The 21,030-nt window shown below is 66.9% G+C and carries 19 protein-coding genes; 5 read left to right on the top strand and 14 right to left on the bottom strand.

Annotated elements, in window-relative coordinates; genetic code table 11:
- The first annotated feature begins 320 nt into the window (after nt 1-320).
- Nucleotides 321-1,577, top strand: a complete 1,257-nt coding sequence (locus WS46_RS17830; RefSeq protein WP_059533932.1) for an oxalate decarboxylase family bicupin — start codon at nt 321-323, stop codon at nt 1,575-1,577.
- Between the two features lie 75 nt (nt 1,578-1,652).
- The gene (locus WS46_RS17825) at nt 1,653-2,960 is read left to right on the top strand and encodes an Nramp family divalent metal transporter (RefSeq protein WP_059691310.1); all 1,308 of its coding nucleotides are present in this window, start codon (nt 1,653-1,655) and stop codon (nt 2,958-2,960) included.
- Nucleotides 2,961-3,034: 74 nt separating this feature from the next.
- On the opposite strand, the gene WS46_RS17820 is transcribed toward WS46_RS17825, so the two are convergent.
- The 5 genes from WS46_RS17820 to WS46_RS17805 all read right to left on the bottom strand — a co-directional run bounded on the left by WS46_RS17820 (nt 3,035) and on the right by WS46_RS17805 (nt 8,227).
- Nucleotides 3,035-4,624 carry an ABC transporter substrate-binding protein gene (locus tag WS46_RS17820; RefSeq protein ID WP_059691309.1) on the bottom strand — a complete coding sequence of 530 codons (1,590 nt, stop codon included), beginning with the start codon at nt 4,622-4,624 and terminating at the stop codon, nt 3,035-3,037.
- Nucleotides 4,625-4,762: 138 nt separating this feature from the next.
- Nucleotides 4,763-5,095, bottom strand: coding sequence for a hypothetical protein (locus tag WS46_RS17815; protein ID WP_059691308.1), 333 nt, complete (start codon nt 5,093-5,095; stop codon nt 4,763-4,765).
- 247 nt (nt 5,096-5,342) lie between these two features.
- On the bottom strand, nt 5,343-5,672 hold the full coding sequence (locus WS46_RS17810; protein ID WP_059691307.1) for a hypothetical protein: 330 nt from the start codon (nt 5,670-5,672) through the stop codon (nt 5,343-5,345).
- Nucleotides 5,673-5,696: 24 nt separating this feature from the next.
- Nucleotides 5,697-5,891: a hypothetical protein gene (locus WS46_RS35425; protein WP_156443149.1), complete on the bottom strand. Its 195-nt coding sequence runs from the start codon at nt 5,889-5,891 to the stop codon at nt 5,697-5,699.
- 11 nt (nt 5,892-5,902) lie between these two features.
- Nucleotides 5,903-8,227, bottom strand: coding sequence for an FdhF/YdeP family oxidoreductase (locus tag WS46_RS17805; RefSeq protein WP_059691306.1), 2,325 nt, complete (start codon nt 8,225-8,227; stop codon nt 5,903-5,905).
- Between the two features lie 152 nt (nt 8,228-8,379).
- Between WS46_RS17805 and WS46_RS17800 the strand changes: the two genes are divergently transcribed.
- On the top strand, nt 8,380-9,801 hold the full coding sequence (locus WS46_RS17800; protein WP_059691305.1) for a PLP-dependent aminotransferase family protein: 1,422 nt from the start codon (nt 8,380-8,382) through the stop codon (nt 9,799-9,801).
- A 67-nt stretch (nt 9,802-9,868) separates the two neighbouring features.
- Here the strand turns inward: WS46_RS17800 and WS46_RS17795 are convergent, their stop codons facing one another.
- The 7 genes from WS46_RS17795 to WS46_RS17765 all read right to left on the bottom strand — a co-directional run bounded on the left by WS46_RS17795 (nt 9,869) and on the right by WS46_RS17765 (nt 15,824).
- Nucleotides 9,869-11,110 (bottom strand): mechanosensitive ion channel family protein, encoded by a 1,242-nt coding sequence (locus tag WS46_RS17795; RefSeq protein WP_059691304.1) that lies wholly within the window; start codon nt 11,108-11,110, stop codon nt 9,869-9,871.
- 298 nt (nt 11,111-11,408) lie between these two features.
- Nucleotides 11,409-12,863 (bottom strand): DHA2 family efflux MFS transporter permease subunit, encoded by a 1,455-nt coding sequence (locus WS46_RS17790; RefSeq protein WP_059691303.1) that lies wholly within the window; start codon nt 12,861-12,863, stop codon nt 11,409-11,411.
- Nucleotides 12,860-13,423, bottom strand: coding sequence for an isochorismatase family protein (locus WS46_RS17785; protein ID WP_059691302.1), 564 nt, complete (start codon nt 13,421-13,423; stop codon nt 12,860-12,862). The genes WS46_RS17790 and WS46_RS17785 overlap by 4 nt, the downstream gene beginning before the upstream one ends.
- A gap of 67 nt (nt 13,424-13,490) precedes the next feature.
- Nucleotides 13,491-13,946 carry a MarR family winged helix-turn-helix transcriptional regulator gene (locus tag WS46_RS17780; RefSeq protein ID WP_059691301.1) on the bottom strand — a complete coding sequence of 152 codons (456 nt, stop codon included), beginning with the start codon at nt 13,944-13,946 and terminating at the stop codon, nt 13,491-13,493.
- 93 nt (nt 13,947-14,039) lie between these two features.
- Nucleotides 14,040-14,276, bottom strand: a complete 237-nt coding sequence (locus tag WS46_RS17775) for a hypothetical protein (RefSeq protein ID WP_059533907.1) — start codon at nt 14,274-14,276, stop codon at nt 14,040-14,042.
- A gap of 46 nt (nt 14,277-14,322) precedes the next feature.
- Nucleotides 14,323-15,390, bottom strand: coding sequence for a serine hydrolase (locus WS46_RS17770; RefSeq protein WP_059691300.1), 1,068 nt, complete (start codon nt 15,388-15,390; stop codon nt 14,323-14,325).
- A gap of 197 nt (nt 15,391-15,587) precedes the next feature.
- On the bottom strand, nt 15,588-15,824 hold the full coding sequence (locus tag WS46_RS17765; protein ID WP_082725353.1) for a hypothetical protein: 237 nt from the start codon (nt 15,822-15,824) through the stop codon (nt 15,588-15,590).
- A gap of 93 nt (nt 15,825-15,917) precedes the next feature.
- Between WS46_RS17765 and WS46_RS17760 the strand changes: the two genes are divergently transcribed.
- Both WS46_RS17760 and WS46_RS17755 read left to right on the top strand, forming a co-directional pair.
- The gene (locus tag WS46_RS17760) at nt 15,918-16,793 is read left to right on the top strand and encodes a LysR family transcriptional regulator (protein WP_059684736.1); all 876 of its coding nucleotides are present in this window, start codon (nt 15,918-15,920) and stop codon (nt 16,791-16,793) included.
- Nucleotides 16,794-16,864: 71 nt separating this feature from the next.
- Entirely contained in the window at nt 16,865-17,149 is a 285-nt protein-coding gene (locus WS46_RS17755; RefSeq protein ID WP_059534015.1) for a hypothetical protein, read from the top strand.
- Nucleotides 17,150-17,221: 72 nt separating this feature from the next.
- Here WS46_RS17755 and WS46_RS17750 read toward each other — a convergent pair whose 3' ends face one another.
- Together WS46_RS17750 and mgtA are read right to left on the bottom strand one after the other, a co-directional pair.
- Entirely contained in the window at nt 17,222-17,968 is a 747-nt protein-coding gene (locus WS46_RS17750; protein WP_082725352.1) for a transporter, read from the bottom strand.
- 67 nt (nt 17,969-18,035) lie between these two features.
- Nucleotides 18,036-20,798 (bottom strand): magnesium-translocating P-type ATPase, encoded by a 2,763-nt coding sequence (mgtA, locus tag WS46_RS17745; RefSeq protein ID WP_059691297.1) that lies wholly within the window; start codon nt 20,796-20,798, stop codon nt 18,036-18,038.
- Nucleotides 20,799-21,030 lie beyond the last annotated feature (232 nt).

Raw genomic sequence — 21,030 nt, 5'->3', positions numbered from 1 at the left:
CAGCGGATAAAAACTATCGTGTTGCGCATGATGATAGTTCCATGGAGGGGCGCCTGAGGGCGGATTCAGCCCACATACCGAACTGCCACACTCATATGCTGTGCATTGACCGCTATCGAAGCGCCCACTGCCGCGGCGCCGCAATAATTACAGAATGCCGGCCGAATCAGAAGAAATCATTAATTCAGGTTAATAATTCATTTAATTTTTAAGTCGACTTGTATTTAACTTGCGTCACGGCGCGCCGCTTTTCGATAAACAAGAAAGTGGTGAATGTCCGGAGTGAATATTCGATTTTCCGAAATGGTGAAGAGGGAAACATGACGAATCTTTCTCGACGCAGGATGTTGACGAGTACGGCCGGCGCGATCGCCGCCGCAGGCATCGCAGTAACGGCGAAGGCCGCTTCGTTCGGTAATCCGGACAGCCCGCCGGAAGGCGCGATAAACGCGCGCAACAAGCAGGGATTGACCGACCCGGGGCCGCAAAACCCCGCATTGTCGAATCAGTTCCCGTCTTTTCAGAATCCGCCGGCCACCGATATAAACGGCATGCCGTTATTCTGGGCGTCGTTCAATAACGCACATAAACGCATTCAAAACGGCGGATGGGCGCGAGAAGTCACGCAGGACGATTTCGCGATTTCCGAAACCATTTCCGGCGTGAACATGCGGCTCACGCGCGGTGGCATTCGCGAGATGCACTGGCACCAGCAGGCCGAGTGGGCGATCATGCTCGACGGCCGTTGCCGCATCACCGTGCTCGACGAGCAGGGGCGGCCGTCGGTGCAGGACGTGAAAACGGGCGATCTCTGGTATTTCCCGCCAGGCCTCCCGCATTCGCTGCAGGGCATCGGCACCGATGGCGCCGAATTTCTGCTCGCATTCGACAACGGTCGCGCATCGGAATTCAACACACTGCTGCTGACCGACTGGGTCGCGCATACGCCGCCCGACGTGCTCGCGCTCAACTTCGGCGTGGCGGCCGACGCATTCAGGAACATTCCGCTCGACAACCTGTGGATCTTCCAGGGGGACGAGCCCGGGCCGCTCGCGGACGCGCAGCGGGCATCCGCTTCGTCGGCCGGCACGCCGCCGCATCCGTTCATCTTCTCGCTCGGCGACATGAAGCCGTTCAAGAAGACGCGCGGCGGCGAAGTGCGGATTGCCGACAGCACGAATTTCGACGTGTCGAAGACGGTCGCGGCGGCGCTCGTCACCGTGCATCCGGGCGGCATGCGCGAACTGCACTGGCATCCGAATGCGGACGAATGGCAGTACTACCTGCAGGGCGAGGCGCGGATGACCGTGTTCGACACGGGGCCGAAGGCGCAGACGGCGGATTTTCGCCCGGGCGACGTCGGTTACGTGAAGAAGAGTCTCGGGCACTACGTGCAGAACACCGGCAACACCGATCTCGTGTTTCTCGAGATCTTCAAGACGGACCGCTACGCGGAGGTGTCGCTGTCCGACTGGCTCGCGCATACGCCGCCGAAGCTCGTCGAGGCGCACCTGAACATCGCGCCCGACGTGCTCGCGCGTTTTCCGCGCAACCGTCCCGACGTCGTGCCGCTGTAACGCCGCCGCCGCGGCCACGGCCGGTCGCGGCGGCAGATATTAAGGAATCCTTCACCTTGAGAACGGAACCCGACCATGATTCCCGTCCCGAGCAAATCCCCCGGCGGTCTCGCGCTGTCCGGCCTGTCCACCGAGCGTAGCGACGGCGCGGCGCGCGCCGCGCTGGAAGGACGCCGCACCGGCATCGCCGCGCTGCTGCCGTTCGTCGGCCCAGCCGTGATCGCGTCGATCGGCTACATGGATCCCGGCAACTTTGCGACCAACATCCAGGCCGGCGCCGCGTACGGCTACCGGCTTCTGTGGGTAGTCCTTGTCGCGAATGCGATTGCGATGCTGTTCCAGGCGATGTCGGCGAAGCTCGGCATCGTGACCGGCCGAAACCTGGCGCAGCTGTGCCGCGACCATTTCCCCGTGCCGCTGGTGTGGGGCATGTGGATTGCGTCCGAGATCGCCGCGATGGCGACCGATCTTGCCGAGTTTCTCGGCGGTGCGCTCGCGTTCGGACTGCTGTGTCACCTGTCGCTGTTCGCGGGGATGACCGCGACGGCGCTCGCGACCTTCGCGATCCTCGCGCTCGAGAAGCGCGGCTTCCGGCCGTTGGAAGCCGCGATCGCAGCATTGGTCGGCGTGATCGGCGCATGCTATCTCGGTGAACTTCTGATTGCGCCGCAGGACTGGCACGCGGCTGCATTCCATCTGGTTGTCCCGCAGATTCCCGATCATGCGGCGCTGACGATCGCGGTCGGGATCATCGGCGCGACGATCATGCCGCACACGCTGTATCTGCATTCGGGCCTCACGCAGGATCGCAACGCAACGCGCGATGAAAGCGAGCGGCGCCGGCTCATGCGATTCTCGAACCGCGAGGTCGTCGTTGCGCTGGGCCTCGCCGGGTTCGTGAACATTGCGATGGTGATGATGGCGTCGTCGGCATTCCATGCGAGCGCGCCGGGAACGGCCGACATCGGCGCTGCCTATCACACGCTGATCCCCGTGCTCGGACCAGCGGCCGGCGTGCTGTTTCTCGTCGCGTTGCTCACGTCGGGCGTGTCCAGCTCGGTCGTCGGCACGATGGCGGGCCAGGTCGTGATGCAAGGATTCATCCGACGCCGTCTGTCGGTCTGGGTACGGCGAGTGGTGACGATCGCGCCCGCGTTCGTGGTGGTCGCGTGCGGGTGTGACGTCACGCGCGCGATGGTCGCCAGCCAGGTGGTACTGAGCTTCGTCCTGCCGATGCCGATGATCGCGCTGCTCGTTCTGTCGGCGCGGACGGACGTGATGGGGCGCTACGCGATGCGGATGCCGCTGCGTATCGTCGCCGGCACGGCCACCGTCGTGATCGTCGGGCTGAACGCGTATCTCGTATGGGCCGCGTTCAATTGAACAGCGGGTGTGGCGCAGGTGGGACGACACCGCCCGCGGCAAGCCGGAGCGGCCGCGCGGGCAGCGTCGCGAACTTACTTTTTCAGCGTACGGTACGACACCAGATCGTTGATCGGCCCGATCTCCGGCCCGGTCGTGCCGGGGCGCGTCGCGACCTGCACGACCTTCTCGAACATGATGATGAACGGCGAGTTCGCGAGCACGGCCTTCTGCAGCGCCTCGTAACGCTGTGCGCGCTTCGCGGGCGACGGCTCGACGAGCGCGGCCTCGGTGTCCTTCGTCAGTTGCGGGATGTCCCAGCTGTTGCGCCATGCGAGCATCTTCGTCTTCGACTGGTCGGAATTGTCGGGATTCCAGGCGAAGCCGCGCGCGTTGCTGTTCGGGTCCATGTAGTCGGGCGACCATTCGCCGATGAAGATGTCGTGCTGGCGCGCGCGGTACTTGCCGATCGCCTGCTTCGCATCGCCCGGGATCAGCTTCACGCGGATGCCGCCCTGCGCAAAGTTCGCCTGCAGTGCCTGTGCGATCTCGAGGTACGGATAATCGTTCGGCATGTCCATCGTCACGTCGAAGCCGTTCGGCAAGCCGGCCTTCGCGAGCAGCGCCTTCGCCTTCGCGACGTTGAGCTTGTACGGATTCGAATTCAGCGTGCCGAGGAAGCCTTCGGGCAGGAAGGTCTCGTGCACTTTGTACGTCGTGCTGACGATGTTGCGCTGGATGCCGTCGTAGTCGACCAGCCACTTCATCGCCTGTTGCACGTCGGGCTTCGCGAGATTCGGGTTCTTCGTATTCAGGCTCAGGTACAGCAGCGCGGACACCGGCCACGACGCGACCTTGATCTTGCCGGCCTTGGTCAGCGAGGCGAGGCTGTCAGGGCTCAGGTTGCGCGCGGCGTCGACGTCGCCGTTTTCCAGCAGCAACCGCTGCGCGGAGGCCTCGGGCACGTGGCGCAGCACGACGCGTTTCATCGGGTACGGCGCGCGGTACTTGTCGAAACGCTGCAGCACGATGCTTTCGTTGGGCGTCCACTTGACGAGCTGGTACGGGCCCGAGCCCGCGTCGTTGGTCTTCAGCCAGGCGCTGCCGAAATCGCTGCCCTGCTGGTGCGACATCAGCAGCTTCTTGTCGAGCACCGACGCCGGACACGCGCTCAGCACGTTGAGCACGAAGCTCGGCGCGTACTTGCGGTCGGTTTCGAGCACGAAGGTCTGCGGGTCGACCGCGCGCACCTTCTGCATCACGTTCGCCTTCGTGAGGCCGAGATCGGCGAGCACGCCGGCCGGGCCCTTGTCGAGCAGGATGGTGCGCTGCAGCGACCACGCGACGTCGTCGGCGGTGACCGGGTTGCCGGAGTGGAACGTGAGGCCGGGGCGCAGCTTGAACGTGTAGGTGACGCCGTCGGCGCCGACCGACCAGGATTGCGCGATCTGCCCGTCGAAGCGCGTCGGGTCCTTCAGGTCGACCCGCACGAGCCGTTCGTAGGTGTTCGCGACGTACTCGGACGGCACGAGTTCGTAGATTTCGCTCGGGTCGAGAGTCGTGAATTCGCCGAGCTGAGTGGCGACGACGAAGATGCCGGGCGGCGTCGCGGCCTGCGCCGGCAGCGCCGGAACAAGCGCGACGAGCGCGGCGCTGACGAACAGCCGGGACAGCAGATGCTTCATGCGGGCTCCGTGGAAAGGGAATCGTGGTGCGATTCTCTCATCGACGGCGGCCCGGATGAAAAAATTCGACGGGCGCGCATGACGGCGCCCGGATGGTGCGGCTTGCGGGCCGGGCGGGGTGCCCGGCCCCGGCGGCGGTCAGATCACGCAGCGCGCGATCGCGAAGCGCATCGCTTCCTCGGCCGGCTCGCTGCCCGAGCCGCGCACGACCTTGACGACCGACCCGTTACCCGACGGCGTGAGCGTGACGAAGTACGAGCGCGACCCGACGGTGATGTCGGTCACGCCGTTGTGCTGCGACTGCTCGGTGCCGGACAGGCGGCTGTCGAGGCAGTTGGCGATCGCGTGGGCCGGGCGCGCGGACGACACGTAGATCATCGGCGCCGGGCCGGACGCGGCAGAATCGGACGAGGGCGTCGAGCCGCAGGCGGCGAGCAGGGCGGCGGGAAGGAGCAGCAGGAATCGTTTCATGATCGGGATCGTCGTGTGTCTCGTGTCGAGGCTGGGGCGCGGGGTACGCGAAACGCGGAGCTTCGCGACGAAACCGCCGGAATCGTGCCGTTCTTGACGGTCGATGCGGGTGGCGGCTGACGTCGGAGTATACCCGCGGCACTTGACGCGAACGGCCTGCTGAAACGATTCGATACAACAACAAGCGCCCGCTGTCGCACGGCGGCAGCGGGCGTTTCAAGCGATGGCGAATCGACGCTTGCCGGCGTTACTGGCCGATCTTGTGGCTGACCGCGTTTTCCTGCTGGTTCAGCACGTGCTTTTCGCTCTGCGTTATGTGGCCGTGATCCTGCGCGGCCATGTCCCGCTCTTCCTGGCGGATCTTGCGGTCGTCGCGGTGCAGGCGCGCGGCCTGGGCGTGCGACATCTCGCCTTCCTTCACTTCGTGATGGATCCGGCGATTCTGGTTGGCGAGACGCTGGTTGACCTCTTCGCGGCGCGGATGCGCTTGCTGCCACGGCGTTTCGGCGAACGCGGTGCCGGTCAGTACCGACATCAGGGTGGCGGCGATCGCGAGATGGCGGGTAAGGGCTCGCATGACGTTTTCTCCTGTCGTTGCGCGTCACGAATCGCGCGCGCTTGTCGAAAAAAACGCTGTGCGGGCCCCGACTGTTGACGTTTCCGGCTGTATCGATTGCAAGTCTTTATTACGGCGTCGATGCGATGCGATGCGCTCGCCGCCGCTCGCCATCGACACGAGATCGTCGAGGCGCGCGTCGAGCATCCGCAGCCAGTGCTCGCGCGGCCGAACGATCATAGCCGCCTCCGTCAGGCGGCGGCCGACGCCGGCGCGGCCGCGCGATGCAGCAGCACGGGCACCGACTTCGACGTCGGCGTGTTGCACACGTCGCCGACGCTGTCGAGCGGCACCAGCGGGTTCGTTTCCGGGTAGTACGCGCCGATGCAGCCGCGCGGGATGTCGTATTCGACGAGCAGGAAACCGTCCGCGCGCCGCTCGATGCCGTCGTGCCACACGGTTTCCATGTCGACCCATTCGCCGGCCTTCAGGCCGAGCATCGCGAGGTCGTCGCGGTTGACGAACACCACGCGGCGCTGGCCGAACACGCCGCGATAGCGGTCGTCGAGCCCGTAGACGGTCGTGTTGTACTGGTCGTGCGAACGCGTCGTCATCAGCGTCATCAGGCGCTCGCCGTGCAGCGCGCGGGCGCGCTGGATCGGTGTGTCGGTCGGCAGCGCGTGCGCGATGAAGTTCGCCTTGCCCGTCGGCGTCAGCCATTCGCGGTCGCGCGACGCGACGCGCAGGTGGAAACCGCCCGGCCGCGCGATGCGCGTGTTGTAGTCGTAGAAGCCGTCGACGGTCGCCTCGATCGCGTCGCGGATCTTCGCGTAGTCGTCCTTGTACGCGAGCCAGTCGATCTCGCCGCTGCCGAACAGCGCATGGCCGATGTGCGCGACGATCGCGGGCTCCGACATCAGGTTCGGCGACGCCGGTTTGTTCATCCCGTACGACACGTGGACCATGCTCATCGAATCCTCGACCGTCACGCCCTGCGCGACGTTGTCCTGCAGGTCGATCTCGGTGCGGCCGAGCGTCGGCAGGATCAGCGCATCGCGGCCGTGGATCAGGTGGCTGCGGTTCAGCTTCGTCGTGATGTGCACGGAGAGATCGCAGCGGCGCATGCCTTCCCACGTGCGCGGCGTGTCGGGCGTCGCCATCGCGAAGTTGCCGCCGAGACCGATCAGCACTTTCACGTGGCCTTCGAGCATGCCTTCGATGGTTTCGACGACGTCGTAGCCGTGCTCGCGCGGCGGCTCGAAGTCGAACACGTGGCCGAGCCGGTCGAGGAACGTCTGCGACGGTTTTTCCTCGATACCGACCGTGCGGTTGCCCTGCACGTTCGAGTGGCCGCGCACCGGGCACAGGCCCGCACCGGGGCGGCCGATGTTGCCGCGCATCAGCATCAGGTTCGTCAGCATCTGCACGGTCGCGACCGAATGCTTGTGCTGGGTGATGCCCATCCCCCAGGTCGCGATCACGCGCTCGCTGCGTGCATAGCGTTGCGCGAGGCCGTCGATCTGCTCGTACGACACGCCGCTTTCGGCCGTCAGCGCGGACCAGCTTTCGTTGCGCAGATCGTCGGCGAACGCATCGAAGCCGGCCGTGTGCTCGCCGATGAACGCCGTGTCGAGCACGCGCGGCGCATCGGCGGCGCGCGCGGCATCGTCGAGTTCGAGCACGCGCTTCGCCATTCCCTTGATCAGCGCGAAATCGCCGCCGATCGTCGGCTGGATGAAGGTCGACGCGATGTTGGTGCCCGACATCGTCAGCATCTCGAGCGGGCTTTGCGGATCGGCGAAGCGCTCGAGCCCGCGTTCCTTCAGCGGATTGATCGACACGATCGTCGCGCCGCGCTTCGCGCATTCGCGCAGCTCGCCCATCATCCGCGGATGGTTTGTCGCCGGATTCTGGCCGAAGATCAGCAGCATGTCCGCGTGCTCGAAATCGTCGAGCGTGACGGTGCCCTTGCCGACGCCGACCGACGCCGGCAGCCCGCGGCTCGTCGCCTCGTGGCACATGTTCGAGCAGTCGGGGAAATTGTTCGTGCCGTAGCGCCGCACCAGCAGCTGATACAGGAACGCCGCCTCGTTGCTCGCGCGGCCGGACGTGTAGAACGCTGCCTGGTTCGGGGCCGGCAGCGCGCGCAGGTGGCGTGCGATCAGGTCGAACGCGTCGTCCCACGCGATCGGCACGTAGCGGTCGGTCCGCGCGTCGTACACCATCGGGTCGGTCAGGCGGCCGTGCTGTTCGAGTTCGAAATCCGTCTGCTCGAGCAGCTCGGCGACGGTGTGCGCGGCGAAGAATTCGGGCGTCACGCGCTTGCTCGTCGCCTCGGCGGCCACGGCCTTCACGCCGTTCTCGCAGAATTCGAACGTCGACGCATGCTGGCGGTCGGGCCACGCGCAGCCCGGGCAGTCGAAGCCGTCCGGCTGGTTCTGGCGCAGCAGCGTGCGGTAGTTGCCGCCGCTGACCTTTTCCTTGATCAGGTTGATCGTGACGGCTTTCAGCGCGCCCCAGCCGGCGGCCGGGTGGGTGTACGGTTCGATGCGCGCGGCGGCGGATTTCTTTTTCATGATGCGTGTGTCGGGGTCGATGCACGGAGAGTACGCGCGGTGCGGCGGCCGCTGTGTGTACACCTTTCATCTTCAAAAAAGAGTACAGTTCCGGCCAGTCAGGTGGTGGCAACCGCAACTGTGTTGTTGAAGGGTTGTTGAAAGGGAGGCGCGTGAAGCGTTACGAACAACTGGCCGACGATCTGCAGGCGCAGATCGAGCGCGGCGTGTACCGGCCCGGCGAGCGGATTCCGTCGGTGCGCCAGGCGAGCCGGCAGCAGCAGCTCAGCGTCACGACCGTGCTGCGTGCGTATCTCGTGCTCGAGAGCCGTGGGCTGATCGAGAGCCGGCCGCAGTCGGGCTACTTCGTGCGGGCGCGGGCCACGGCGCCGGCACAGGCCGAGCTGCACGTGTCGGCGCCGACCGCCGAACCGTCGGCGGTGGACGTGAGTCGGCTCGTGCTGTCGACGCTGCGTTCGATCGCGCGCGACGACGCGGTGCCGCTCGGTTCGCCGTATCCCGATGCGTCGCAGTTCCCGGTGCAGCGTCTCGCGCGCTACGCACAGGCGATCGGCCGGCGCCGCACGCGCTGGGGCGTGATCGACGACCTGCCGCCCGGCAACCAGGAGTTGATCCGCCAGATCGCGCGGCGCTACGCGGAGCGCGGGATCCCGGTCGAGCCGGGCGAGATCGTGGTGACGATCGGCGCGACGGAGGCGATCAACCTGTGCCTGCAGGCCGTTGCAAAGCCCGGCGACACGATCGCGGTGGAGTCGCCGACGTTCTACGCGATGCTGCATGCGATCGAGCGGATGGGTATGCGCGCGCTCGAGGTGGCGACCCATCCGGGCGACGGCATCGATCTCGACGCGCTCGAACGGATTCTCGCGCGCGAGCGCATCGCCGCATGCATTGTGATGCCCAATTTCCACAATCCGCTCGGCTTCCAGATGCCCGATGCGCGCAAGCGCGCGCTCGTCGAGCTGCTCGCGAAGCATGACGTGCCCGCGATCGAGAGCGACGTCTATCACGAGCTGCATTACGGCGACACGACGCCGAGCGCGCTGAAGTCGTACGACCGCGACGGCCTCGTGCTGCATTGCGCGTCGTTCACCAAGAGCCTGTCGCCGCGCTACCGGATCGGCTGGGCGATGCCCGGCCGCTACCGCGACCAGGTCGAGAAGCTGAAATTTCTGAACACACTCGCGACGCCCGCGATCGAGCAGCTCGCGATCGCCGAATACCTGAAGCACGACGGCTACGATTTCCACCTGCGGCGGATGCGCAAGCAGTATGCGCAGCAGGCGAGCCTGATGAGCGCGATGGTGCGGCGCTTCTTCCCGGAAGGTACGCGATTGTCGCAGCCGCAGGGCGGGTACGTGCTGTGGGTCGAGCTGCCGCCGCAGGTCGACGCGATGAAGCTGTATGCGCGCGCGCTCGCGCAGGGGATCACGATCGGGCCCGGCCACATGTTCTCGGCGACCGCCGACTACCGGCACTTCATCCGGCTCAACTACAGCTATCCGTGGTCGCGGCAGATCGAGGACGCGTTGAAGGTGGTGGGGCGGCTCGCGGCCGAGTGCGCGGGGCGGTGAGCGGCGGCACGCGCGCCGCGATGCCGCGTTGCCGGCGGCGACCCGTTGCAGGCCGCCGCGGCGAGCCCTAGCGCGCGTGCGGCGCCGGCATGTCGGCTTGCGCCGCGCCGGCCATCCGGCGCATGTCGAAGCCCGACGGATGCTGGTACACGCGCAGCCCGAACTCGGGCAGCACCGCGATCAGATGATCGAACAGATCGGACTGGATCGCCTCGTAGTCGACCCAGGTCGTCGTGTCGGTGAAGCAGTACAGTTCGAGCGGAATGCCCTCGGCCGTCAGCGGCAGCTGGCGCGCCATGCACGTCATGTCGCGGCGGATCCGCGGATGGCCTTTCAGATAGTTCGCGACGTACGCGCGGAACGTGCCGAGATTCGTCAGCTGGCGGCGGTTCGCCTGGCATTCGCCGGCCGCGCCGAGCGTGCCGTTCCATTGCGCGATCGCGTCGACCTTGTCTTCGAGGTAATCCTTCAGGAGCGTCAGGCGTTCGAGCCGTTCGATCTCGTCGTTGCCGAGAAAGCGCACGCTCGTCGCGTCGACGAACAGCGCGCGCTTGATGCGGCGCCCGCCGGCCTCGGTCATCCCGCGCCAGTTCTGGTAGCTCTCGGTGATCAGCTTCCAGGTCGGCACCGTGATGATCGTGTGATCGAAGTTCGCGACCTTGACCGTGTTCAGCGTGATGTCGATGACGGTGCCGTCCGCGCCGGCCGATGGCATCGTGATCCAGTCGCCGATCCGCAGCATGTCGTTCGACGACAGTTGCACGCCGGCGACGAGGCCGAGCAGCGTGTCCTTGAAGATCAGCATCAGCACCGCCGACATCGCGCCGATGCCCGACAGCAGCAGGCCGATCTGCTTGCCGGTCGCGTCGCCGATCACGACGAGCGCGGCCGTGATGAACATCACGAGCTTGACGAGCTGCATCGCGCCTTTCAGCGACAGGCGCGGCTGGTCGCGCCGGCTCGTGCGATGCGTGTGCTCGAGCGCGGACAGCGTCGCGCTGATCGTCATCGACACCAGGAACACGATCAGCGCGAACAGCACCTTGTCGGCGGCTTGCGCGGCCACGGCGGGGATGCCGGGCACCGCGCCGAGCCCGAGCTTGATCACGACGAACGGCACGATGCGGTTCAGCCACTTGAATGCGCCGAACTCGAACAGCGCGTCGTCGATACGGGTGGCCGACAGCCGCGCAAGACGCGCGACCACGCGGAACAGCAGGAAATGGGCGGTGGCCGTGATCGCGCCGGCGGCAGCGAGCAGGATGAGGATGCCGACGAGCGGCGCAAACCAGGATTCGTTCAGGGTCATAAGGTCAGGCAGGGTCCTTCTCGTGTGTTGAATCTGCGCCGCGATGCGGCGTGCGCCCGATGAAGGGCACATGTAAGGGACCGTGATTGTGCCATCGGGTTCCGGCCGGATGTCGCGCACGCATGGCGTAGGGCTCCGGAGCATTTTCAGCGTTACGTCGGACTGCGTCGTTTTCATGCCGCGCAGCACGTTGCGCGTTTGCCATGCAGTGCCCGCGAGGGGCACGTGTCGCGCGGCGGCGAGCGGGGCGGAACGCGCAGGTCCGGTCGACCATCGATACGGGCAGTGGCGTCTGCATTCACCGCGAACCGGCCCGCGCGGCCCCCGCCGGCCGTCCGCCCGCGCCGCTCGACCATCGCGGCAGCCGCAGCGTCGTCACGAAGCTCGCCGCATGCAGCGTGCAAAGCAGGCCGAACGCCCACGCGTAGGCGGCCCCATGCGCGCCGCCCGTCGACGCGGATTCGGCCTGCAGCCGCCACGCGAGAAACAGCGTGCACATCGTCGTGAACGTCGGGCCGCCGAGGCGCTGAACGATATTGAGCGACGTCGTCGCCATCGGCAGGTTGCGCCGCTCGACCGACGCATACGCGGCGGAAATCGACGGTGCGCCGATCGCGCTCTGCCCCATTCCGCGCAGAAACAGCGCGGGCACCAGCACGTAGGGATCGTAGCCGGCCAGCGCCAGATACACGAACGGCAGCGTCGCGGCGAGCGCGAGCAGCGCGCCGGCGGCGGCCAGCCGGCGCACGCCGAACCGGCCGGTCAGCGCGCCCATCGACGGATAAGTGACGAGCATGCCGAGCCCGAGCGGCGCCAGCAGCCAGCCCATCTCGCCGGGCGAGCGGCCGCACGCTTCGATCAGGAACACCGGAATCAGCATCTGGCCCGCGTAGATCGCGCCGTTCGACAGAAACTGCGTGGCAGCGGCCGCGCCGAATACGCGCGAGCGAAACAGCGCGAGATCGATCAGCGCATGCTCGCCTTTGCGCCGCTCGACGCGCAGGAACGCGGCGAGCAGCAGCACCGACCCCATGATCGCGGCGATGCCGGGCATCGCGTCGATGCGCTCGGCGCCATACAGGAACAGCACGAGCGCCGGCGACAGCAGTGCGAGGCCGACCCAGTCGAGTTCGCGCCGCTGCGTTTCGTCGCAGTCGCCGGGCAGGAACCACACGGCCAGCGCAAGCGCCAGTGCACCGACCGGCAGATTCACGAGAAACAGCCAGCGCCACGAGGCGTGCTGCAGGATCGCACCGGCGACGACCGGCCCGAGGATCGGCGCGATCAGCACGGGCACCGCCGCATAACCGATCACGCGTGCCATCTGCTGGCCGGCCACGCGCGCGATCATCATCTGCGCCATCGGTGCGAGCAGCCCGCCGCTGACGCCCTGCAGCACGCGGAACGCGATCAGCGACGGCGCGGACCACGCGAGCCCGCACAGCGCCGACGTCAGCGTGAACGCGGAGAAACACCACAGGTACAGCGCCTTCGCGCCGATGCGGTCGACCAGCCAGCCGTTCAGCGGCAACACCAGTGTGAGGGCGAGCAGGTAGCCGCTCGTCACCCACTGGATCGTCGACAGGCTTGCGTGCAGATCGGTCGCGAGGCTCGCCAGCGATACGTTGACGATCGTCGCGTCGAGTTGCGACAGCAGCGAGCCGAGCGTCGCGACGGCGCTGACTTTCCAGATCGACGGATCGAGCCGGCCGGCCGCATGGCCCGGCGCCGGCCGAGCGCGTTTGTCGCTCACGCGCCGCGCCGGTCGAGCAGCGCGAGGATTGCTTGCGTCGGACCCGTCTCGCCCAGGCGCGGGAACAGCCGTTCGACGCTGTTCGTATGCGCGTCGGCGTTGAGGTCGGTCATCGCGTCGACCGCGAGCGTCACGTTGTAGCCGAGTTCGTGCGCCTGGCGGGCCGTCGATTCGACGCCGATGCTCGTCGCGATGCCGGCCAGCACGATCTGCGTGACGCCGGCGGCTTTCAGGTGCGCGTCGAGACCGGTGCCGGTAAACGCGCCCCAGGTCTTCTTCGTCACGACATGGTCGCTTGGCTGGCGGTTCAGTTCGGGCAGAAGATCGGTCCAGTCGGCGGGAAGGGCATCCAGACGCACCTGCTGCTGCGTGCGGCCCGGCGCGCTGCCGGCAACGTTGACGAGCACGACCGGCAGGCCGCGGCTACGGAAGGCGTCGAGCAGCGCGCGCGTGCGCTCGATCACCGGTGCGACCGGGTGAGCGGTGGGCAGCGCGACGATGCCCTTCTGCAGGTCGATGACGACGAGTGCCGTTTGCGTGTCGAGACGGGTCGTGCTCATGGCGTGATGCTCCGTGAAGTGGGCGAAGGAAAGCGTGCGCGCGGATGCCGCGCGGCACGCATGCGGGTCACTGCTCGCCGATGCGCCGGATCAGCGGAATCGCGGCGGCAAGCGTGCGGATGTCTTCGGGGGCGAGCTTCTCGATCGCGGCACCGAGCCACTTGTGCTTCGCGGTGTTGCGCTTGCGACGCGCCGCGAGGCCGGCCGCGGTCAGCATGAAGAGGATCTGGCGGCCGTCGGTCGGATGAGGCTCGCGTTCGACGAGCCCGTCTTCCTCGAGGCTCGCGAGAATCGCCTTCATCGACTGCGGCTTCATCGCCTCGGCGCGGGCGAGATCGGCGGTGGTCATCGGGCCTTGTCGTTCGAGCCGTGCGAGCGCGCTCGTCTGCGACATGCCGAGCCCTTCGGATTCGATCTCGGAACGCAGCCGGCGGATCAACTGGCCGACCGCGAGGGTCAGATCGGCGGCGACGGTATCGGCGGAAACGCCGGGTGAGCGTGGCGGTGTCATGCGGCGAATCATAGAACACGACAGTTTAACTTGCAAGTTTGGCTGTCGAATTTGGCGGGCGTGCGAGATGCGTGGTGTGTCGGTGCGGTGGGAGTGGGCAGCGCGTTACGCGCGGCGCGGTGACGGAATCGGCACGACGTCGTTGTACTTCGGCGACGCATTCTCGTGCAGCAGGTCGCCGAGATATTGCGCGAGTTCGTCCGCGGCGAGCGCGGACGGAATCTGCAGGTTGGCCGGCCGTCGCTTGCCGTCGGTGCCGAGATCGAACACGGTCCAGCGGCCGTTCGAACGCACGACGGCGAGCAGGCGTCCGAATGCGTTGAAACGGTATTCGTCCTGCATGGCATCGCTCCTTCGTGGATGAGCGCGCGGGCCGCGCGCGTCGTGCTTACTGGATCGAGCAGGCCAGCCAGCGATGGATCTTCAGGGCATCGCTCGACACGCCGGCGCGCGTCGGCGCGCCGAGCAGCACGACCGTTTCGCGGCGGCCCTTCACGTGCATGCGCATGACGACGCCGTGCCCCGATTCGTTGATGAAGCCGGTTTTCTGCAACCGGATCGGCAGGCGGCCGTGGCGGACGAGCGGATCGGAGTTCACGTAAAGCAGCTCGCCGTCGCCGGCCTGCACGGTGGTCGACGTGTCCGTCGAGAAATAGCGGATCAGCGGATCCTGCGCGGCCGCGGCGACGAGCCGCGCGAGATCCTCGGCGGTCGACACGTTGTGCGGCGAGAGGCCGGTCGGTTCGCGGAAATGCGTGTGGCGCATCCCGAGCCGGCGCGCCTCGCGGTTCATCGCCTTCACGAACGCGGCACGGCCGCCCGGATAGTCGCGGCTCAGCGCGGCGGCCGCGCGATTTTCCGACGACATCAGCGCGATATGGAACATCTGGCGGCGCGACAGTTCGGCGCCGATCGGCAGCCGCGAACCGGTGAACTTGATCGTGTCGCGGTCGCGCGAGGTGACGCGCAGCACGCCGTTCAGCGGACGGTCCGCGTCGCGCGCGACGACGGCGGTCATCAGCTTCGAGATCGACGCGATCGGCCGCACCGTGCGTGCGTTGCGGGCCAGCAGCGGCGTGCCGGAGTCGACGTCGAGCACGTAGGCCGCGCGCGAGTGCAGCGAGCGTACCGCGCGCGGGCTATAGCCGCAGCTTGCGAGCAGGCGCGGCTTCGCGGCGGGGCGAGGGCGAACCGCATTCGTGCGTTTCGCGCGCCGCTGCGGTGCGGGCGCCGCGTGACGCTTGACCGCTTGATGCTTCACCCGCGGGCGGCGATGCTTGACGGCCTTGTGCTTGCGGGGAGCGGGCTTTTTCTTGACGACTTTCGCATGCGCATGCGGCGACGCGGTGCGATGCGGCTGCGCGGACGCGTTCGTCGCGAACGCGAGTGTCAGGAACGAGAGGGCGATGATCAGGGTGGTCCGGGCGCGAGGCAGGCGCGCGATGAGGCCGGTCAAGCGAAAGTCTCCTTTTCTCGCGCGTTGCGGCGGCGCGAAATGCGTGGGCGGTCAGCGGGTGCGGGAAATTATAAGGTCGATCGCGTGGCGATGACGATGGAAGTGCGCGCAATGATGCGTGATGCGCGCGGATTCCTGCGGTTTTTTTGCGGAGGATCGAACGCGTGCGTTCGGCGGCGGGCGCCAGGTGTCGCGATTCAACGCGGCCAGTTCCGCCGCGACACGACCGCGAAGCTGATCGCGATCGAACCGGTGGCGGCACGTGGCGGCACGTCGTCCAGCGCATCGCCGAAGCGCAAGCGGCGGCTGCGGCCGTCGGCGCGTGCGGTGCGACGCTCGGGCGCCGGCGCGTCGGGCCCGGCATCGCTTGCGCCGGCGACGACCGTGTCGCACGACGCGTCGGTCAGGCACTCGGCCGCATGATCGAAAGGCATGGTAGGTAACTCCGAAAGGGGCGTTTCCGTATTGAACGTCACGCCATTCGATCAGTAAAATGAATGTTTCGATCGATACGATTCCTTTGAAGAATGGAATTGAAACTGCTGCGCACTTTCCTGACGGTCACCGAACTCAGCCATTTCAGCCGTGCGGCCGACACGCTGCACATGAGCCAGCCGGCGCTGAGCAAGCAGATCGGCGCGCTCGAGGCGAGCCTCGGCGGCAAGCTGTTCGAGCGCGGGCGGCACGGCGCGGAGCTGACGCCGTTCGGTGAACGCTTCCTGCCCGACGCGCAGGCGCTCGTGCGCGACGCCGACGAGATTCTCGCGCGTGCACGGGAGGCGACCAGCGGGCAACGCGGGCATTTGCGGCTCGGCATCTGCCTGTCCGTGCTGACGCTCGTGCCGAAACTCGTCGCGGAATTCCGGCGCCGCAATCCGGGCATCGCGGTCACGCTGAGCGACCTGTCGTCGTCCGAGCAAACTCGTCGGCTCCGCGCGGGCAAGCTCGACGCGGGGTTCCTGCGTTTGCCGTCGGATGAAGGATTGTCGTCGTTCAAGGTGATCGACGAGGGGCTGGCGCTCGCGGTGCCGCCGCACCTCGGCTTCAAGCGCGTGCCGGCCGATCTCGACGTGCTCAACGAGATCGGCTTCATCGCGCTGCAGCGCGCACGCGGCCCCGGGCTCGCCGCACAGATCGACCGGTGGTGCGTCGAGCGGCGCTTCGTGCCGCAGGTCACGCAGCAGGCGGAGGACGTGCAATCGGTGCTCACGTCGGTCGCGGCCGGGGTCGGCGTCGCGTTCATTCCTTCGCGTGCGCAGTATCTGCTGCGCGACGCGACCGTATTGCCGCTCGCCGGCAGGGACGCGAAATGGCGCGTCGGGCTGGCATGGCTGTCCGGTCGTGACGATCCCGTGACCACGCGTTTCGTGTCGTTCATGCGCGCCGCGATCAAGGGCGCGTGACCGGGCGTATAGTGTCCGCGATTGCATCCTTCCTGAATGCCGGTCCCGCACCGGCTCGCGAACCCGAACCGATGACTTCAGAATCCGACGACGCCCCGCTCGATCCCGCACTCGTTGCGACGCTCGCGACGCTGCACGACGCCGCGACCGATCCGTCCGGCAGGACGTGGTCGCTGCCGAAAATCGCGAAGCGCACCCAATTGCCGATGAGCACGCTGCGCCGCGTGCTGACGCAACTCGACGCCGCCGGCCTGAGCGCGACGACGCTGAACGACGACGGCACCGGCAGCGCCGCATTGACCGAAGCGGGGCGCGCCGTGTGCGCGCAACTGTTCGGCGCGAACGACGGCAAATGAGAAAACGGGCCGCCCGAAGGCGGCCCGTCGCGGTGCGGTCAGACATGCGGCGTCGGCCGCATCGTCACGGCATCACCACCGCGCCGTTACTCCACCCATGACGGAATGACGGTAGGTTTGGTCGTTCAGCCCGTGCCGGTAGCCGATGTCGAGATCGAGCCAGCGCCTCGGCGAGTAGATCGCACCCGCGATCACGAATGCCGGATTTGCGCCGGCCGTGCTTTCGGTGTTGCGCGATACGCCGATGTCCGCCACGAACTGCAGTTTGTCGGTTGCCTTGTAGAGCGCCGCGGCCGACACGGCCCAGACCGAGCGCAGATCGCCCTGGCGATTCGGCTGGTAGGCGAGGCCCGCATTCGCGAGCAGCGAGAAGCGCGCGACGTCGGCTTGCGCGAGCAGCGTCGCGCCGGTGCCGACACGGCCCGTGCCGAGCCCGCGACCGTCGTTGCCGGTCGGCATCGTCACCTTCGGTTTCAGCGCGAGCGACAGCGGCCCGCGTTCGACGAAGCGCCATTTCATGCCGATCTCGACATCGCCGATGCCCGCGCCGTTTTCGTCGGTGCGCGTTTGCAGATGCGTGTAAGGCGCGCTCACGTAGAGATCGACGTGCTCGCCGAACCCGCGCGTGAGCGTCGCGTTCCACAACTGATGGCGGCCGTTCTCGTCCTGTTTCGAGGTTTCCTCGCCGTTGAATTCGAACTGCCAGTTCGCATTGCCCTGCGTGCCCGTGTCGTCGCTGACGAGCGGATGCGCCGCGTAGGCATCCAGCGGCGCGAGGAGGGCGCTCGCGGCCGCGAGCGGAAGCATTCTTCTTTTCATCACGTCACCTGTAGTGCGTCGTGGGCGTGCCACCCATGCGGGCCGGCACGCCGTCGTTTGGAGGAAGTCAGAACCACTGCTTGTAGCGACGCACATAGATCGTCTTGACGATCTGCGCGAGCAGGATGTAGCCGACCATCGTCGCGGCGAGCCACAGCCAGTAGGTGCCCGGCAGGTGCATGAAACCGAGCGAATCCGCGAACGGCGAGAACGGCAGCCAGCAGCCGATCGCGATCGCGGTGAACGTCGACAGCAGCACCGGCAGCGCGGCCGTGCTCTGCAGGAACGGAATCTTCTGCGTGCGCAGCAGGTGCACGACGAGCGTCTGCGACACGAGGCTCTCGATGAACCAGCCCGAGTTCATCACGATCTGGCCGCCCGAGCCGCCGTGCAGGTGATACATCGCACCCGCGCCGAACACGGTCCACATCAGCACGTAGGTCGTGATGTCGAACACCGACGACGTCGGCCCGACCCACAGCATGAAGCGGCCGATGTTGCCGGCTTCCCACTTGCGCGGCTTCTTCAGGAACTCCGGATCCATCTTGTCCCACGGCAGCAGCATCTGCGACGTGTCGTAGATCAGGTTCAGCACGAGCAACTGGGTCGCGAGCATCGGCTCCCACGGCAGGAACGCGCTGGCGACGAGCACCGAGAACACGTTGCCGAAGTTCGAGCTGGCCGTCATGTTCAGGTACTTCAGGATGTTGCCGAACGTCTCGCGGCCCTTGATCACGCCTTCCTCGAGCACCATCAGGCTCTTTTCGAGCAGGATGATGTCGGCGGTTTCCTTCGCGATGTCGGCGCCGCTGTCGACCGAAATGCCGACGTCGGCGTCGCGCAGCGCGGGTGCGTCGTTGATGCCGTCGCCGAGGAAGCCGACCGTGTGGCCGTTCGCCTGCAGCGCCTTCACGATGCGCGCCTTCTGCAGCGGCGTGAGCTTCGCGAACACCGTCGTGCGTTCGACGAGCTGCGCGAGCGTCGCGTCGTCGAGCGCCTCGATTTCAGCGCCGAGCACCGGCCTGCCCGGTTCGAGGCCGACCTGGCGGCACACCTTCATCGTGACGGTCGGGTTGTCGCCCGTCAGCACCTTCACCGACACGCCGTTCTCGCGCAGCGCGGCGAGCGCCGGTGCGGCCGATTCCTTTGGCGGATCGAGGAAGGTCAGGAAGCCGCGCACGACGAGGTCGCGCTCGTCGGCGGTGCGGTACTGTTCGCGTTCGTCGCCGCGCGGGATCGCGCGGGTCGCGAGCACCAGCACGCGGAAGCCGTCCTCGTTGTAGGCGTTTGCCTGTTCGAGCAGCCGCTTGCGCGCGACGAAGTCGAGCGGACGCACGCCATGCTCGTCCTGCACGTGGGTCGATACCGCGAGCATTTCCTCCACCGCGCCCTTGCAGATCAGCAGGTGCGCGCCGTGCGCGTCCTCGACGACGACCGACAGGCGGCGGCGCACGAAGTCGAACGGCAACTCATCGATCTTCCTGTAACCCTGCGGCTTCACGCGCTCGCCGATCTCGTCGGCGCGCGCGACCACCGCGATGTCGATCAGGTTCTTCTGGCCGCTCTGATGGAAGCTGTTCAGCCAGCCGAGCCGCAGGATGTCCTCGTTCCGGTGGCCGGACAGGTCGAGATGGTGTTCGAGGATGATCTTGTCCTGCGTGAGCGTGCCGGTCTTGTCGGTGCACAGCACGTCCATCGCGCCGAAGTTCTGCACGGAATTCAGCCGCTTCACGACGACCTTGCGGCGCGCCATCGCGATCGCGCCGCGCGCGAGGTTCGCGCTGACGATCATCGGCAGCATCTCGGGCGTGAGGCCGACGGCCACCGCGAGCGCGAACGTGAGCGCGCTCAGCCAGTCACCCTTGGTCAGGCCGTTGATCATGAACACGATCGGCACCATCACGAACATGAACCTGATCAGCAGCCAGCTCACGCTCGCGACGCCGCGGTCAAAGCTCGTCTCGATCCGCTTATGGCTCACGACGTTGCGCGCGAGCGATCCGAAATACGTGTCCTCGCCGGTCGCGACGACCACGGCCGTCGCGGTGCCGCTGACAACGTTGGTGCCCATGAAGCACACGTTCTCGAGATCGAGCAGCGATGTCGACGCGTCGTTCGCCGCACCCGCCATGCCCGCGTGGGCCGACTTGCCGGCGACCGCGCCGAGCGTGTCGTACTTCTCGACCGGCAGCGCTTCGCCGGTCAGCACGGCTTGGCTGATGAAGAGGTCGCGCGACGCGAGCAGACGCACGTCGGCGGGGATCATGTCGCCGGCCGACAGATGCACGATGTCGCCGACCACCACTTCGCGCATCGGCACCTCGCGGCGCGCCGGCTCGGACGTGTCGGTCACCGCGCGCTGCACGGTCGCCGTCGTGCGGACCATCGCCTTGAGCTTTTCGGCCGCGCGCAGCGACCGGAATTCCTGAACGAAGCGCAGCAACGCGCTGATCGTGACCATCGCCAGCAGGATCGTCATGCCGACGTAGTCGCGATCGTCGGGTGCCGCGAAGTAAACGTCGGTGAAGAAGCTGATCGCGGCCAGCACCAGCAGCACGTAGACGAACGGATTGTGGAACGCATGCAGCAACTGACGCGTCCAGTGCGGCGGCTTGTCGTGCGCGATTTCATTCGGGCCGTCGTGCTGCAGACGGTCGGCGGCCTGCCCGTAGGTGAGGCCGCGCATGCTGGTATGCAGCGACTTGAAGGTTTCTTCGAGCGGGCGGGCCGCTTCCCGCGCGGCGCGCATGACGCGCGGTTCGTTCTGCTGACCGGGGCCGGCGTTGATGAAGCCGCGCTGTTTCTTTTGCGAGGTGTTTCGTTGTGTCATGAATCGCTCCTTGCGCACGCGGCGGCGGGCGGGAAGCGACCGTGACGTTATCGACGCACGAACGCTTCCCGCCGCGTCGCGCCGGGCGCGATCGGCTGTGGATCGGTGAAGGGAGGAAGGCTCGCCGGCGCGCGGAGTGCGGTCCGAGGGACGAAGCGCGGCGTCGCACCGGCGAGCGGTAATCGACTACTGTCGTCTGAGTTCATCTGCACTCCTGTCGGTTGCGGGTGGA

The organism is Burkholderia sp. RF4-BP95, assembly GCF_001521985.1.
Lineage (GTDB): Bacteria > Pseudomonadota > Gammaproteobacteria > Burkholderiales > Burkholderiaceae > Burkholderia > Burkholderia diffusa.
The sequence above is the reverse complement of the archived record's forward strand: the minus strand, read 5'-3'. Positions and strand labels throughout refer to the sequence as shown.

Excerpts from the sequence above, each read along its gene's own strand:
- WS46_RS17775 (WP_059533907.1), bottom strand. The coding sequence starts at position 14,276 with ATGCAGGACGAATACCGTTTCAACGCATTCGGACGCCTGCTCGCCGTC.
- WS46_RS17780 (WP_059691301.1), bottom strand. The coding sequence starts at position 13,946 with ATGATTCGCCGCATGACACCGCCACGCTCACCCGGCGTTTCCGCCGAT.
- WS46_RS17810 (WP_059691307.1), bottom strand. The coding sequence starts at position 5,672 with ATGCGAGCCCTTACCCGCCATCTCGCGATCGCCGCCACCCTGATGTCG.
- WS46_RS17760 (WP_059684736.1), top strand. The coding sequence starts at position 15,918 with ATGGAATTGAAACTGCTGCGCACTTTCCTGACGGTCACCGAACTCAGC.
- WS46_RS17815 (WP_059691308.1), bottom strand. The coding sequence starts at position 5,095 with ATGAAACGATTCCTGCTGCTCCTTCCCGCCGCCCTGCTCGCCGCCTGC.
- WS46_RS17755 (WP_059534015.1), top strand. The coding sequence starts at position 16,865 with ATGACTTCAGAATCCGACGACGCCCCGCTCGATCCCGCACTCGTTGCG.
- WS46_RS35425 (WP_156443149.1), bottom strand. The coding sequence starts at position 5,891 with ATGATCGTTCGGCCGCGCGAGCACTGGCTGCGGATGCTCGACGCGCGC.
- mgtA (WP_059691297.1), bottom strand. The coding sequence starts at position 20,798 with ATGACACAACGAAACACCTCGCAAAAGAAACAGCGCGGCTTCATCAAC.
- WS46_RS17825 (WP_059691310.1), top strand. The coding sequence starts at position 1,653 with ATGATTCCCGTCCCGAGCAAATCCCCCGGCGGTCTCGCGCTGTCCGGC.
- WS46_RS17805 (WP_059691306.1), bottom strand. The coding sequence starts at position 8,227 with ATGAAAAAGAAATCCGCCGCCGCGCGCATCGAACCGTACACCCACCCG.
- WS46_RS17795 (WP_059691304.1), bottom strand. The coding sequence starts at position 11,110 with ATGACCCTGAACGAATCCTGGTTTGCGCCGCTCGTCGGCATCCTCATC.
- WS46_RS17785 (WP_059691302.1), bottom strand. The coding sequence starts at position 13,423 with ATGAGCACGACCCGTCTCGACACGCAAACGGCACTCGTCGTCATCGAC.
- WS46_RS17765 (WP_082725353.1), bottom strand. The coding sequence starts at position 15,824 with ATGCCTTTCGATCATGCGGCCGAGTGCCTGACCGACGCGTCGTGCGAC.
- WS46_RS17830 (WP_059533932.1), top strand. The coding sequence starts at position 321 with ATGACGAATCTTTCTCGACGCAGGATGTTGACGAGTACGGCCGGCGCG.
- WS46_RS17750 (WP_082725352.1), bottom strand. The coding sequence starts at position 17,968 with ATGAAAAGAAGAATGCTTCCGCTCGCGGCCGCGAGCGCCCTCCTCGCG.
- WS46_RS17820 (WP_059691309.1), bottom strand. The coding sequence starts at position 4,624 with ATGAAGCATCTGCTGTCCCGGCTGTTCGTCAGCGCCGCGCTCGTCGCG.